Genomic DNA, 13406 nt, shown 5'->3' with positions numbered 1-13406 from the left:
CCTCTGCTCCCCTGCTCCCCTGCTCCCCTGCTCCCCTGCTCCTCTGCCTTCTTTGGTAAGCTGAAAGTTTGATCAAAAACTTTACAATAAAGGTTTGGCTGAGGTAGAAAATGAAAGTCGCAATTACTGGAGCAACAGGATTTGTCGGTAGTCGTTTGGTACAACGATTACACGGAGAAGGTCATAAAATAGTAGTATTAACTCGGAATACCACTTTTGCTCAAAAGGTTTTTCCATCAGAGGCTTTCCCTAATGTAGAAATTGTTGCCTATACACCAAATGCATCTGGTTCTTGGCAAAGTGTCATTGCTAGTTGTGATAGCGTAGTTAATTTGGCAGGAGAACCTATTGGTGAAGGACGCTGGACACCAGAACGGAAACAAGAAATCCTCAATAGCCGAAAGTTAGGTACACAAAAAATAGTTGAAGCAATAGCCAACGCTAACCCTCAACCATCTGTGTTAATTAACGCTTCGGCTATTGGCTACTACGGCACCAGTGAAACGGCTACCTTTGATGAAACCAGTCAATCTGGTAACGATTTTCTTGCCCAAGTCTGCCAAGCGTGGGAAGCTGAAGCGAGAAAAGTAAAAGATGCTGGTGTACGACTGGTAATTTTGCGTTTTGGGATTGTTCTGGGCAATGGTGGCGCTTTAGGTAAAATGATTCCACCTTTCAAACTCTTCGCTGGTGGGCCTATTGGCAGTGGTCGGCAGTGGTTCTCATGGATTCACGTAGACGATTTAGTTAACCTGATTCTGCAAGCTTTAACTAAACCGGAAATAGAAGGTGTATATAATGCCACTGCCCCTAACCCAGTCCGAATGGCAGATTTAAGCCAAACGATGGGACAAGTGATGAATCGCCCTTCTTGGTTGCCTGTTCCTGCTTTTGCGATCGAAGCTCTTTTAGGAGACGGGGCAATAGTAGTTTTAGAAGGTCAGCAAGTTATCCCAAAACGCACTGTGCAAACAGGCTTTGAGTACAAATATCCTAATTTGCAATCGGCATTAACACAAATTCTTACATAGATTCAAAGGGAGTGGGGAGTAAGAATTTTAGATTTGAGATTTTGGATTTTAGATTGAAATTTAATCCAAAATCTCAAATCCAAAATCCAAAATTGAATTGCCCCATGCCTTATTCTTTGACTATTGACTAGAAAGAAATTTTTTGGAAACCCAACTGATAATACCGCTGAGAATGGCACCGCCCATTAGTATGCCAATTGCGGGGTTAAACAAGGGTTGCCACAGTTGATGCCACAAATCCAAACCCAGGTTTACTCCTGCGGCATCACCGATCGCAGCGATCGCTAACCAGCCAAAGCCAAACAAAACCAAAAAAACATCGGCGACTAAAACCATGTTTAGCCAATTTAACAATTTATCTTTCATGATTGGATTGAGTACTGGGCATTGGGCATAGGGGATTGGGGATTGGGGATTGGGCATTGGGAAGAGACAGCCTAAAGAGTTACTTCAATAAATTCTCCCTTCTCCTCGTTGTCCTTAACCCTCAGTTCCCAGTTCCCAGTCCCCATCTTTTACTTTTCAAACAGCCAATTTTTGACTTTTGTCAAACTTTGCCAATCTGGTTTTCTACTTAAACCGTCCTCAATACTATTTTTTATTTCATCACTCCATTCTTCGTTGACAAATATCAACTGCTGTGCTATGTCAATGTGTTCCCGTAAACCTTTTTGCTTTGTTTCCAGCATTGCTAAGGCGAGATTGATTCTAGCCTGGGGATCTTGTGGATTTAACTTGACTGCCTTCTGTCCAGCTTTGTAAGCCAAACTGGGTTTGTTATCGAGTAGATACAACCACGATAAACAAACCCAAGCTGCACTAGTTTTAGGAGCGCGATCGCACACTTCTTTAAACACAGGGATTAAAGATTCTACTGATTCTCCTGCTTTATAGCGTTCTAAGCCTGTATCAAACAGGGATTCAACTGTATTAGTCATTGGTCATTAGTCATTGGTCATTAGTCATTAGTCATTGGCCATTGGTCATTTGCAAAAGACAAATGACAAATGACAATTGACAATATTACACCCCAAATGACTTGCCGCAACCACAAGTTTGATTAGCATTGGGGTTAGTGAATTGGAAACCACCGCCAATCATGGCATCGCTGTAATCGAGCATTAAACCGTAGAGATATAACAAACTCTTGCGATCGCTGACAATTTTGAAGCCATCATAGTCAAAAACTTCATCATCAGGGGTGATTTTGCTGGTATCTTCAAAGTCCATCATATAAGACATCCCAGAACAGCCACCCTGACGCACTCCTACCCGTAAGCAGAAGTCTGTGCCTTGCTTGTCCCGGAGGGATTTTACCTGGTGCAATGCGGCTTCGCTCAACAGAATTCCGCGTTGTTGAGCCTGAATTGCTTGTGTCATCTGCTTTTCAACTCCTTAATTAGTATAAGCGTTACCCTATATCGGCTTGTTAATGCTTCTGGGTTGCTCTTGGTGTTTTTGTATTCATTCTAGCGGCTTAGATGTTGCTAGATGCCAAATTGTAAACACTCCGTCAAAAGTAGCCAAAGATTTTTATTCTAGAATTGAGAGACTCAATGTGTTTATACATTCGGTATTCTTAAAATTCAAGCCTTACGGCAGCAACAGAAGCAACCACCCTTCAGGTGCAGCCATAAAAATTTAATCCGAGGCTAGCTAGCCCCCAAAGTTTACTTCCAAATTGCTTCTTTTGATCTCTATGACAAGTTTTAATCGCTCTACCAGTCGTCGGTTGAAGAAATTAACTCAAATTCCTTCTGTATGGGAGGGCGATCGCCGTCCGTTGTCATCACCAAACCAGCTGTCAGACTCAGAGGCAAAGGGAGAATGCATTCTTTGGGTAGATTACTCCCAAGGTGTTGTTCGAGGAATGGACGTGGTAGCTTCCGATACCGGCCCAGAAGCAATAGTTCGCACCTTAATGCAAGCAATGGAGCATCCTCAAAGTCCGGCAAGACCTGCTAGACCCCAAAGAATTGTAGTCAAAGACCGCGAGATCCAATTTTACCTGCGGGGAGTGCTGCAAGATTTGGATATCGCCATTGACTATGCACCAGAACTGCCTTTAATTGACGAACTATTTCGTGGATTCGCCGACATCCTCGATAGTCAAACCCCCGACTTACCCCCACAGTATGCACAAATCTTGCGAGAGAAAGCATTTGCAATTTGGCAAGCAGCACCTTGGGAATTTTTGGAAGAACAGCAAATTTTGTCAATCGAGATTAATAAGTGGGATGTTGGCACACTCTACGCCTCAGTTATGGGAATGCTGGGAATGGAGTATGGGATTTTGTTTTATCGCTCAGAAGAATCTTTAAAACAGTTTCGCGCCGCAGTTTTAACGGATGAAGAATCAACGGAGCATTTAGAAGAAGCGTTCCTTAAGCAAGATTGCTTGTTTCTCACTTTTGAGAGCGTTGACGAAACCGATGAAGATGAGGATGAAGAAGATGATTTGGCGGATCTGCCATTATCAGAAATTGACCCTACTTTTGGTAATATCCATCCTTTAGAAGGACTACGGTCTGTTTTGTATGACGAAGAAGCATTGGTAATCTTGGTTGCGATCGAAAGCCTGAGCCGTTTTATTCGCGATCACCGTCGCCAACTTCATGAGGACATCTTCCCTACTCTGGGCCGTCGCTATCGCATTTCTCTGCCGCAGTCAGAAGAATCAACTAAATCTGTGGCTGTGACAGTCTCTACCATGCCGCAGTTAGCAGCAGAATTAGAGGAAATGACAGGCTTTGGTATTGACGATCGCGAGGTTGACAACCTTGATTTCCAATCATTGCGAGATGACTTGATACCAGAAGATTCCTTCCTCAGCTTAGGTGTAGTGTCCTGGGAAATGTTGGATTCTCTGCGAAAGGGGGTCAGCTACCACCAGGCTAGTGAAATCAAACAAGTGGGTGATGGTTTGCCGGTGATTTTAATTCAAACTTCCCGGCCCAAGGCGAAGACTGTAATTGAAAGAATTGAAGCAGCAGGCGGACTGAGAGCAATTTGCTTTAATCCAGGTGCCGATCCTTTTGATGGCGATCGCTACGACTTGGGTTTATTGCAAACTCAAAATGGCGAATTGTTCCTATTCGGGGAATTTTTAGATAAAGATCCGATTCATGTCGAAGCCCGAAAAAAATGGAATCAGCGGTGTAAAAATACTAAAGGCTACTGTGGCTTAATCATTGCCAAAGGACTAACGGGAGCCTCCCGTGGGAATCCTCAGTTACGAGATATGATGGCTTTGTTTGAAGGGCGATCGCTTTCACCTAAAGATTTAGGTATTGGTACTCTCCAACTTATGCCCCAACTTAAATTTGAATAATTGCATGAATTGCCGCAATCCTCAATCTCAAATTATCGCTATGAGAAATTAAGTTGATGTGTATTTGATTGACTAAAACTGCATTTGAGAGGGAAAAAGGCGAAGGCTTTGCCTTTTAACGTTTACCCCTCTTCTCTTTACCAACGGAGTGTTGATTCACCAGTGCTGAGTACTGTCTTACCCCATAGCAAAACGTGGGGATGGAAATAAGGGCGCATCATTGACAGCAGATTTTAAGGAAAGTGAGTTACACAAGTTAAGTCTGTTACCCAAATATAAAGTGTGTTTTACTCCTTAATTCAGAATTCTGAATTAAGGAGTAACTGTTTCAGGGAAGTAAACAAGACTCAGGATTTTCACTTTTGTATATACCCCAATACAACTCAGAATGAGCAACAAAACCCAGATTTAGATAAGCGTTTTATTGCGTCTTCAAAGACCAATTGTCTACACCAATAACCCTTAACTAAACCCTATTGGTATATAACCCATCCCTGGTAGGTAGTCTTTTAAGTAGAGGTAGAGTGTTTCCAGTTCCACTCAGTCTTCGCAATCTGCGTACCTATCAGCGTGCGGCACTTTGTAATGAATATTCATGTATATGTCAATACGAATACGCGACCAATCTTGAGAGGCTAACTTTACCTAAATTTCATGAAGTCCCTGTATTCTCATAGTTTTCTAGTTATTTTATCTAATTTCTCTAAGTATAAATAACTACAATAAGATCAAAATTTATCTATAAAGACTGCTTGAATCAAACCTAACTGATGCACTGAGATATTGGAATCTTTTTTTAACAAGCTTTTGAGTTTAGCCTTCTGTTATATATCAATATCATTAAGCAAAAGTTCAGATAATATGTTTTTCTTTGTAATTTTTTTATAAAGGAGAAAAAATATCTTTGCTAGTGTCTAAATGAAGATTATTTAAAGTGCGTAAATAATAGCTATAATAAACACACTGCCGAAAAAATTAAAATATACGATTCTTTTTATGGGTATACTTACCAGGTAAAAATAGTTGGAATAAAAGTTTTATTGGCAGTAATTTATATCTTGGCTTAAATATGAGGAAAATGTCTTATGTAAAACTTATAACGCCCTACTTTGCTAAAAAGGATTTATATAACCTCCAAATAGATGAAGACAAAAAATCGTAAAAATATTGCTGCTTTCAAAGCAAGCTATATCGCTAGAAAGAAGATAAATAAGATGCAACACTTTATTGCATTCTGACGATAATTTATTGTAGAAGTATGAAACAAAACTAAAATATTATTCTCGGCAACAGCCAAATAACATCACATACATTCTGGATGAATTCGCCTGTGTGAAATTACAGATATTGCTGTCAAAAATTACCAATAGTCTTGGCAATTTACATTCAGTAGACTGAGCGTTGTCCTTTTTTTTATGGCTACTATATTGGCAGTGAAAAGCAATCAGCTTGATCGAGGTAAGCCAAAATTCATAACAGTTCAAGTAGCTCTTAAGTTATTGGTTACAGTCTGGTTAGATATAGGTGTTTGTTTTAAGCGATCGCTTATTTGCCTACTTTCTAAGTCACTATTCACGCTCTATACACACCACTCTAACCCGCCTTGAAACCAGCATTTCAGCATGATAATGATTCTGAAGCTTTATTTTTTAGTGTTCTAGCAGATATTCTCTCCGAGTGAGTTTGGCGAACTTAGTTAAGAGAGAAGGTCAAATGCTTTCAATGGAGAATAACTTTAGGAATCTTCATTGAGTCAATAGTAGGTGTCTCGAATTCCTTTATAAAATTTCATTGTTAGGGTTTACTCATGCTGTTAGTAGGGTTATTATCTTCAAAAGCAACGATGTGCTATTTATACTGTCACAATGGTAACAAATAAAGTGTAGTATTTTGATTTTTTTAGAAAATGATCGATCCTTTGACAAAACAAACATTCTTAATATTAATGGTATTACTTGTTTCGTGAGACAAACTCTGATAACCTTATCGGTTCCCTCTTTAATTTAGACTCTTTCGACCATCTAAATATACAGCAGATAGCATGATAATGACAAATAAAAAATGGGCAGTTAAACGCATAACAGTTAATCTCGCAACGCAGGAAGCGGAAAAACTAGAAAAATATTGCCAACAAACAGGTAGACCTGCAACTGATGTGATTCGTGAACTGATTAGAAGTTTGCCTGTCTCCGACGATAGTAAAGATGCAAACAACTAATAAGTGACTTTCACAACTTATCCATAAAACTGCTTTGCCACCAAAAAAATATCTCTGATACTTTTGAGAGTCCGCTGCTATGGACAAAAGTTTGTCTAGATGATACAGACGCGTTTTTATCGCGTCTGGTCATTTACCGGGACTAAAAAAAGTAATCAAAGAGTTTTTAGTATCGATATTGGCAAGCATTAATATGCTGCTGGAATTGATATTAAGTAGCAAATTCCGACACCAACCCAGTTACAATCTGTAAAGAAACTGAAAAGGAACGACGGAATGCGTGTTGCAATCGTAGGTGCGGGACTGGCTGGGCTAGCAACCGCAGTGGATCTAGCTGATGCTGGTTGTGAAATAGAGATTTTTGAATCTCGTCCGTTTGTCGGCGGTAAAGTTGGCAGTTGGGTTGATGGAGATGGCAACCATCTAGAAATGGGGTTGCATGTATTTTTCGGGTGCTACTACCAACTATTTGACTTAATGAAAAAAGTGGGGGTGTTAGAAAACCTACGCCTCAAGGAACATACCCACACTTTTATCAATAAAGGGGGGCGTACTGGTGCTTTAGATTTTCGTTTTATTACAGGTGCGCCTTTCAATGGGTTAAAGGCATTTTTCACTACTTCCCAACTATCGTTGCAGGATAAATTGCAAAATGCGATCGCTTTGGGTACTAGTCCGATAGTTCGCGGATTGGTAGACTTTAACGGGGCGATGAAAACTATCCGCAATTTAGATAAAGTTAGCTTTGCCGATTGGTTTCGCAGTCATGGTGGGAGTAATGGCAGCATCAAGCGGATGTGGAACCCCATTGCCTACGCATTGGGATTTATTGATTGCGAAAATATGTCTGCCCGTTGTATGTTAACCATATTTCAGTTATTTGCAGTTAGAACTGAGGCTTCAGTTTTGCGAATGCTGGAAGGTTCTCCATCTGAATATTTACACAAGCCGATTCTGGAATATCTGGAAGCTAGAGGCACGAAAATTTACACGCGCCGACAAGTTCGAGAAATTCAGTTTACTGAGTCAGCTGAACAAACCCGTGTCACTGGTATAGTAGTTGCGCAAGGTGATGCAGTAGAAACGATCGCTGCTGATGCTTATGTTTTTGCCTGTGATGTTCCAGGAATTCAACGCATCCTACCCCAGGAGTGGCGTAAGTGGTCAGAATTTGACAACATTTACAAACTGGATGCAGTGCCAGTGGCTACAGTGCAGTTACGCTTTGACGGTTGGGTAACAGAACTGAATGATGGAGAGCAACGCAAACAGCTAAACCATGCCGCTGGAATCGATAATTTACTTTACACAGCCGATGCTGACTTTTCTTGTTTTGCCGATTTAGCGTTAGCTAGCCCTGCTGATTATTATCGCCCAGGACAGGGATCTTTGTTACAGCTAGTGCTGACACCAGGAGATCCGTTTATTGCCCAAAGTAATGAAGCGATCGCACAACATGTTCTCAAGCAAGTCCATGAACTGTTTCCCTCGTCGCGAGAGCTAAATATGACTTGGTACAGTGTTGTAAAACTTGCTCAGTCTCTCTACCGGGAAGCGCCAGGGATGGATGCGTACCGTCCCAACCAAAAAACACCAGTAGATAATTTCTTCCTTGCAGGCAGTTATACTCAGCAAGACTACATCGACAGCATGGAAGGTGCTACTATTTCTGGACGGCGGGCGGCAAAAGTGATTTTGGAGAGTTTAAAGAAATAACGAACTCCAAAGGGTGCAAAGAAGGCGATCGCAAAGCATCTCGTAGAGAAGGAAAAAGAGAAATGCCAGACTGGTTAGAGCATACTGTGCAGGTAGAAGTAGAGGCTCCCATAGATTTAGTATGGAGCCTCTGGTCTGATTTAGAGCAAATGCCCCGGTGGATGAAGTGGATTGATTCAGTGAAAATTCCGCCAGATAATCCAGATATATCTCTTTGGAAATTAAAAACTGGCAGTCTAGAATTTAGTTGGCAATCCCGAATTCTCAAAGTTATTCCCAACCAAATTATCCAATGGGAATCGGTTGATGGTTTGCCAAATCAGGGAGCGATTCGCTTTTACGATCGCCACAATAGTAGCATTGTGAAAATGACTATTTCCTATGCCATCCCTGGCATTCTTGGCAAAATTATGGATAACTTATTTTTGGGACGGATAGTTGAATCGACCATTCAAGCTGATTTGGAAAGGTTTAAAGAATACGCGCTGAATGTTAAAGCTAATTGATATAGATAGCAAAACCAGGCAGTAGGAAATAAAGTGTAAAAGTTTCTTGCTGCCTGATGAAAAAATATGGATTTATTAAAGGTTCTAGAAGGTGCGCTCGGTTAGGGTTATAGGTTGGTTGTAGCTTTGCTCAGTAAATGTAAACTCTAATTCTGAATAGTTTTGATAGTTAAGACTACGCTGGAAAACAGTATTTACATTTATTGAGTGTATAATTTCCAATCAACTCGTCGGTGTCATACCAGTAAAGCGAGATTTCTGTACCGTCTGGAAAAAAGTGAATCGGGATATCATCATCTAAATTATAAATACCCCAGAACTCTTCTAAATTTGCTGATGCAAGCCCGTGAGAACCACGGAAATTATTTAGACCAACGAGATGTAATTCCCCACTTTCTGGATTAAGAATGTAGTTGTAGCCATGATTTACAAAGTCTTGATATTGCTGTATATTTCTTGATAATCTAGTTCTTGCAATTCTACGTCTTATGATGTTTGCAACTCTTGGATTTGACATATTAAGTATTACTTGCTGTTACAACAAAATTTCTAGTCCTTAACTATAAAAATTCTCTAAATTTAAAAAAACAGTAATAACACGTAAAAATACTATTGAAACCAAAATAAGCTGCGATCGCGCAAATTGTACAGCATTAGTCACTAGCTACTAAGGTGCGTTAGGTGCAGCATTAGTTACCACCTACTCAATCGCGTTAACGCACTCTATTTACTGTTGGTTCTGGAAGTGGATCACAGACAGCTTCGTAAGCAATAATTAGAGACTCTAAGGCTTCAATTCCATTTGCCACAGCTAACTCGTAAGTATCCCCATGAGTCCGCCAGCATTGTTCTGGAAAATCAGGGAATCCTACTAAAAAGCAATTATCTTCATCAGACCATTGAATAAGCATTTGGTATTTAAGTTTACTCATCTTGTTTCTTTTCCTCTACTTCCTCATCTGAATATTTTGAACTTAGAGGTTAAAAAACTACCAAGTTGGGTCGCTAAACAAATTAATCGTCAATTCCTCGCGTGGTGGTACTCCGGTGATACAAGCGCGAACGATCTCTCCATCCTCTAATTCGACGGTGCAAGCGTGACAAGACCCCATGAGACAACCGGTGGGAATAAAAACCCCAGCCCGGTCTGCTACATCTAAGAGGGCTTCTCCCACTTCGGCATCTACTGTGACATCATCTGGTAAAAAACGGACACGAACAATCATCAATGTTACGCATTTAATAGAGTTATCATTTGTCAGTTGTCCTTTGCAAATGACTAATGACATTTCAACGCATTTTAGCTTAAGACAAAAACAAACTTAAGTCTAAATGGCTTTCAACTTCAATGGCTAAAGAGTCCAAAATCTGCTCTCGCTGTTCCCGATAGTTAGCAACACCTGTGGGCAAAGATTTTAAACCCCGCTGTTGACGGAGGCGATTTAACCAAGCGCGTCGCCAAGGCCCATTGTCAAAAAGCCCGTGGAGGTAACTTCCCCACACCGATTGACAACTATCCACTAACCCTAAATTAATATCGTCAAATAGGGCATGGTAGGATTGGGGGTCTATGCCTTGCTGTTCGATACGCGATCGCCCTTGGTGGATTTCAAAGCCATTAACTGGTAAGCCTTGTTGGGGATAATTTGAGCTAACTTGGCGCTGGCGAGCAATTTTTTGCCCTGTAATGACAGTTCTGATTGGTAAAAGATTTAACCCTTGAAATCTGCCAGCTTGTCCCTCTATCCCTTCTGGGTCAGCGATGATTTGACCGAGCATTTGATAGCCACCGCAGATACCTAAAACCGTTCCCCCAGAAGCAGCGTAGTTTTGGATAGCTTCTGCCATACCGCTTTTTTGCAGCAGTAGCAAATCAGCAATTGTGGTTTTTGTACCTGGGATAATCACGGCATCAGGATGTCCTAAATCTTGCTTAGGACTTAAGTACTTGATTGAAACTGTACTTTCTGATTCCAGTGGGTCAAAGTCGGTGAAATTGGCAATTCTTGGTAAGCGGATGACGGCAATGTTGAGGTCAGTTTGGGCTTTATTTGTGGACGATTGACGTTCTAGCAGGTCAAGAGAATCCTCTGCTGGAAACATTTCTTGCAAGTAGGGTATAACACCAATAACGGGGATACCTGTGCGTTCTTCTAACCATTTTATCCCCGGATCTAAGAGCGATCGCTGCCCTCGAAACTTATTAATTACTATACCTTTAATTAAGGCGCGTTCATCTGGTTCCAATAACTCTAGGGTTCCAACGACATGGGCAAAAGCACCACCCCGGTCAATATCAACTACTAACATGGTTGGTGCATTTAAATGTTTTGCTACCCGCATATTAGTTAAGTCGCGGTGCTTGAGGTTAATTTCTGCTGGACTACCAGCACCTTCACAAACCAGCATGTCAAATTCTGTTCCTAAATGCTGTAGCGATTCTTCAATTGTCCGCCACCCCAGTTCAAAATATTGCTCGTAGTAATCTGAGGCACTGACTTTACCTACAGACCTACCTTTGATAATTACTTGGGAAGTCATATCCCCTTGCGGTTTAAGTAAAATTGGGTTCATTTCTACCCAAGGCACCACTCCCGCAGCCCAAGCTTGCACTGCTTGGGCATAGCCAATTTCTCCACCACTGGCTGTGACATAAGCATTTAAAGCCATATTTTGGCCTTTAAAGGGAGCCACTCGCCAACCACGCCGCGACAGAATGCGACAAATCGCTGTAGTTAAAAGTGATTTCCCTGCATGGGATGTTGTCCCCACTACCATAATTGATTTCATAGTTGCTATCACTTAGTTTTTCAAGATACAGAGTTAATTTTTAGGAGCGAACAACAAGGGAGCAGCACTTCGGCTACGCTCAGTTACCGGGGAGATGAGTAAGCAGGGGAGCAGAGGATTAAGTAGTAGCAAGTCTTTCCCCTCTGCCCCTCCGCTCCTCTGCACCTCTGCCTCTTGTACCCAATGCCCACTATAACCATCACAACTTGCAGTTAGATGGTTATGGTAAAGACTTCATGAATAGATATGATGTTTCCGTGTATATTGTTCCCTTTGATTCCTTAATCCTAACTCTTGGATTTTTTATTCTAAAAAGGTATCCGTAACCAACGAATCACTGCATCATACAAACGATCGCGCCATGAAGGAGTACGCCAATTTTTCCCCTGGTATTGTTCTACTAACTGGCGTCCCAAGGGAGTGAGACGAAAACTATCTGTAATTCCCTGACCATCGACTTCTCGGCGCAATACACCTACTTGAATCAACCAGCCCAAAGCGTCATCACAAGCTAATTCTGATAAAGGGCGTTTAGTATAGCCCTGCTTGAGTCCATTTTCCAGAGCGATCGCAGTTACTGATACACTCTGGTGGCCCATCACTTCAAATAAAGATACATTAAAAGGCGAACACACTAGCGATCGCTCGGCTCTTTCTACTGTGCTTTGAGGATAGACAAAAATATTTGGGTTTTGGGAATCAACAGCAGCCATTGTGTATTGCTATAAATTTTTCTTCTAACAAAGATTAATTTAAGAATATATTTTTTCTTGTACCAAATACCCCATTAAACCAAAATTAGTTACCTAAAGTGTATTTATCCTATTTTTTAGTAATTATATTTAAACATTATAAATTAATGTAAAATTTCAAGTGCATCAACAATCTGAAACAGGAAAGGTTAATTATGCCTCTAGCAGTTGGTACGGATGCACCTGCATTTACCGCCAAAGATACAAACGGCAACACAGTCTCGCTATCTGATTTTGCCGGAAAGACGGTTGTTTTGTATTTTTACCCCAAAGATGACACGCCAGGCTGCACCAAACAAGCCTGTAGTTTTCGGGATGCCCAGTCTCAATATCAAGGTAAAGATATTGTCATCTTGGGAGTGAGTGCAGATGATGAAATCTCCCATCAAGCATTCACCCAAAAATATAATTTGAATTTTCCTCTACTGGCTGACAGCGACAAATCCCTAATCAAAGCTTTTGATGTGGATGGCGGCGGTTATGCCAAGCGCGTCACCTACGTAATTGACCCTAGCGGCAAAATTACCCATGTTGACAGTGCTGTAAATACCACCACCCATGCTAGCGATGTTTTAGCTGCACTTGGGCTGATCTGATAATTCAGGATTTTTTAAATGGTCTTAGCCCCAAGCCGCTATGGCTTGGGGTTCTTTGTTTGATTCAGTTACCTGATGGTGGTGTCACCAATGGCGGCGTAACTGATGGTTGTGTAACCGTTGGCAAACTGAGGGTAGGTTGCTGTTGTTGACCTTGAATTAGTTTTTGTTGCCTTGCTTTAAAGGCTGCTGCTGCTGAGTTTAGTTCTTCGTTCTGTTGGTTAGAATCCCAGTTGAGAGTCCCGAAGTTTGCCCGATGAATCAGATCGAACATATTGAAATTGTCTGAGTTAGAACGGGCGAAAGGATCGGTATTTTGGTCTGTTGTACTATTGCTGGGGAAAGCATCTGTTGGGCTGCTGACTTGAGCGGAACTTGGTTGAGCCATGAGCAAGGAAGCAAAGCTAATTCCTGCTGCCGTAGCTAGAAAGAGTCTAGTAATTTGTAAAAATGATTTTTTCATGGG

15 protein-coding genes are annotated in these 13406 nt (G+C 41.3%); 6 read left to right on the top strand and 9 right to left on the bottom strand.

The genetic code is table 11. The features are described from left to right. Positions 1-110 precede the first annotated feature (110 nt). Positions 111-1031, top strand: a complete 921-nt coding sequence (gene thyD, locus AC1F2U_RS31505) for a thylakoid membrane protein ThyD (protein WP_480264686.1) — start codon at positions 111-113, stop codon at positions 1029-1031. A gap of 120 nt (positions 1032-1151) precedes the next feature. Here thyD and AC1F2U_RS31500 read toward each other — a convergent pair whose 3' ends face one another. From AC1F2U_RS31500 to AC1F2U_RS31490, 3 genes are all read right to left on the bottom strand, one after another. Continuing rightward, positions 1152-1397, bottom strand: coding sequence for a hypothetical protein (locus AC1F2U_RS31500; RefSeq protein ID WP_094352470.1), 246 nt, complete (start codon positions 1395-1397; stop codon positions 1152-1154). 149 nt (positions 1398-1546) lie between these two features. Further along, the gene (locus tag AC1F2U_RS31495; protein ID WP_334843094.1) at positions 1547-1969 is read right to left on the bottom strand and encodes a tetratricopeptide repeat protein; all 423 of its coding nucleotides are present in this window, start codon (positions 1967-1969) and stop codon (positions 1547-1549) included. Between the two features lie 85 nt (positions 1970-2054). Further along, positions 2055-2411, bottom strand: a complete 357-nt coding sequence (locus tag AC1F2U_RS31490) for an iron-sulfur cluster assembly accessory protein (protein ID WP_094352468.1) — start codon at positions 2409-2411, stop codon at positions 2055-2057. Positions 2412-2730: 319 nt separating this feature from the next. Here AC1F2U_RS31490 and AC1F2U_RS31485 point away from each other — a divergent pair, with 319 nt between their 5' ends. The 4 genes from AC1F2U_RS31485 to AC1F2U_RS31470 all read left to right on the top strand — a co-directional run bounded on the left by AC1F2U_RS31485 (position 2731) and on the right by AC1F2U_RS31470 (position 8802). Continuing rightward, positions 2731-4362, top strand: coding sequence for a DUF6930 domain-containing protein (locus tag AC1F2U_RS31485; RefSeq protein ID WP_480264685.1), 1632 nt, complete (start codon positions 2731-2733; stop codon positions 4360-4362). Between the two features lie 2041 nt (positions 4363-6403). Beyond that, positions 6404-6580, top strand: a complete 177-nt coding sequence (locus tag AC1F2U_RS31480; protein ID WP_292857258.1) for a ribbon-helix-helix domain-containing protein — start codon at positions 6404-6406, stop codon at positions 6578-6580. A 276-nt stretch (positions 6581-6856) separates the two neighbouring features. Next, positions 6857-8296, top strand: a complete 1440-nt coding sequence (gene zds / locus AC1F2U_RS31475) for a 9,9'-di-cis-zeta-carotene desaturase (protein ID WP_480264684.1) — start codon at positions 6857-6859, stop codon at positions 8294-8296. Between the two features lie 62 nt (positions 8297-8358). Continuing rightward, positions 8359-8802 carry an SRPBCC family protein gene (locus AC1F2U_RS31470; protein ID WP_099100960.1) on the top strand — a complete coding sequence of 148 codons (444 nt, stop codon included), beginning with the start codon at positions 8359-8361 and terminating at the stop codon, positions 8800-8802. Between the two features lie 175 nt (positions 8803-8977). Here the strand turns inward: AC1F2U_RS31470 and AC1F2U_RS31465 are convergent, their stop codons facing one another. The 5 genes from AC1F2U_RS31465 to AC1F2U_RS31445 form a co-directional block, all read right to left on the bottom strand. Further along, positions 8978-9319, bottom strand: coding sequence for a hypothetical protein (locus AC1F2U_RS31465; protein WP_480264683.1), 342 nt, complete (start codon positions 9317-9319; stop codon positions 8978-8980). Positions 9320-9515: 196 nt separating this feature from the next. Then, on the bottom strand, positions 9516-9734 hold the full coding sequence (locus AC1F2U_RS31460) for a type II toxin-antitoxin system HicB family antitoxin (RefSeq protein ID WP_480264682.1): 219 nt from the start codon (positions 9732-9734) through the stop codon (positions 9516-9518). Positions 9735-9791: 57 nt separating this feature from the next. Next, a complete protein-coding gene (locus AC1F2U_RS31455) occupies positions 9792-10028 on the bottom strand; it encodes a 2Fe-2S iron-sulfur cluster-binding protein (RefSeq protein ID WP_289798882.1) in 237 nt (78 codons plus the stop codon). 79 nt (positions 10029-10107) lie between these two features. Then, on the bottom strand, positions 10108-11592 hold the full coding sequence (cobQ, locus tag AC1F2U_RS31450) for a cobyric acid synthase CobQ (RefSeq protein WP_335007360.1): 1485 nt from the start codon (positions 11590-11592) through the stop codon (positions 10108-10110). A gap of 308 nt (positions 11593-11900) precedes the next feature. Further along, positions 11901-12305, bottom strand: coding sequence for an Npun_F0494 family protein (locus AC1F2U_RS31445; RefSeq protein ID WP_480264681.1), 405 nt, complete (start codon positions 12303-12305; stop codon positions 11901-11903). Between the two features lie 194 nt (positions 12306-12499). Here AC1F2U_RS31445 and AC1F2U_RS31440 point away from each other — a divergent pair, with 194 nt between their 5' ends. Continuing rightward, on the top strand, positions 12500-12940 hold the full coding sequence (locus AC1F2U_RS31440; protein WP_480264680.1) for a peroxiredoxin: 441 nt from the start codon (positions 12500-12502) through the stop codon (positions 12938-12940). 64 nt (positions 12941-13004) lie between these two features. Here the strand turns inward: AC1F2U_RS31440 and AC1F2U_RS31435 are convergent, their stop codons facing one another. Next, positions 13005-13403 carry a hypothetical protein gene (locus AC1F2U_RS31435; RefSeq protein WP_480264679.1) on the bottom strand — a complete coding sequence of 133 codons (399 nt, stop codon included), beginning with the start codon at positions 13401-13403 and terminating at the stop codon, positions 13005-13007. Between the last annotated feature and the right edge of the window lie 3 nt (positions 13404-13406).

Source organism: Nostoc sp. LEGE 12454 (assembly GCF_056620565.1).
This window is presented reverse-complemented; position numbering and strand designations above follow the sequence as displayed.

What these genes read in the sequence shown, in the direction of transcription:
- AC1F2U_RS31495 (WP_334843094.1), bottom strand. Translation starts at nt 1,969, where the DNA reads ATGACTAATACAGTTGAATCCCTGTTTGATACAGGCTTAGAACGCTAT.
- zds (WP_480264684.1), top strand. Translation starts at nt 6,857, where the DNA reads ATGCGTGTTGCAATCGTAGGTGCGGGACTGGCTGGGCTAGCAACCGCA.
- AC1F2U_RS31490 (WP_094352468.1), bottom strand. Translation starts at nt 2,411, where the DNA reads ATGACACAAGCAATTCAGGCTCAACAACGCGGAATTCTGTTGAGCGAA.
- AC1F2U_RS31470 (WP_099100960.1), top strand. Translation starts at nt 8,359, where the DNA reads ATGCCAGACTGGTTAGAGCATACTGTGCAGGTAGAAGTAGAGGCTCCC.
- AC1F2U_RS31455 (WP_289798882.1), bottom strand. Translation starts at nt 10,028, where the DNA reads ATGATTGTTCGTGTCCGTTTTTTACCAGATGATGTCACAGTAGATGCC.
- AC1F2U_RS31435 (WP_480264679.1), bottom strand. Translation starts at nt 13,403, where the DNA reads ATGAAAAAATCATTTTTACAAATTACTAGACTCTTTCTAGCTACGGCA.
- AC1F2U_RS31440 (WP_480264680.1), top strand. Translation starts at nt 12,500, where the DNA reads ATGCCTCTAGCAGTTGGTACGGATGCACCTGCATTTACCGCCAAAGAT.
- AC1F2U_RS31500 (WP_094352470.1), bottom strand. Translation starts at nt 1,397, where the DNA reads ATGAAAGATAAATTGTTAAATTGGCTAAACATGGTTTTAGTCGCCGAT.
- AC1F2U_RS31445 (WP_480264681.1), bottom strand. Translation starts at nt 12,305, where the DNA reads ATGGCTGCTGTTGATTCCCAAAACCCAAATATTTTTGTCTATCCTCAA.
- thyD (WP_480264686.1), top strand. Translation starts at nt 111, where the DNA reads ATGAAAGTCGCAATTACTGGAGCAACAGGATTTGTCGGTAGTCGTTTG.
- AC1F2U_RS31480 (WP_292857258.1), top strand. Translation starts at nt 6,404, where the DNA reads ATGATAATGACAAATAAAAAATGGGCAGTTAAACGCATAACAGTTAAT.
- AC1F2U_RS31485 (WP_480264685.1), top strand. Translation starts at nt 2,731, where the DNA reads ATGACAAGTTTTAATCGCTCTACCAGTCGTCGGTTGAAGAAATTAACT.
- AC1F2U_RS31460 (WP_480264682.1), bottom strand. Translation starts at nt 9,734, where the DNA reads ATGAGTAAACTTAAATACCAAATGCTTATTCAATGGTCTGATGAAGAT.
- cobQ (WP_335007360.1), bottom strand. Translation starts at nt 11,592, where the DNA reads ATGAAATCAATTATGGTAGTGGGGACAACATCCCATGCAGGGAAATCA.
- AC1F2U_RS31465 (WP_480264683.1), bottom strand. Translation starts at nt 9,319, where the DNA reads ATGTCAAATCCAAGAGTTGCAAACATCATAAGACGTAGAATTGCAAGA.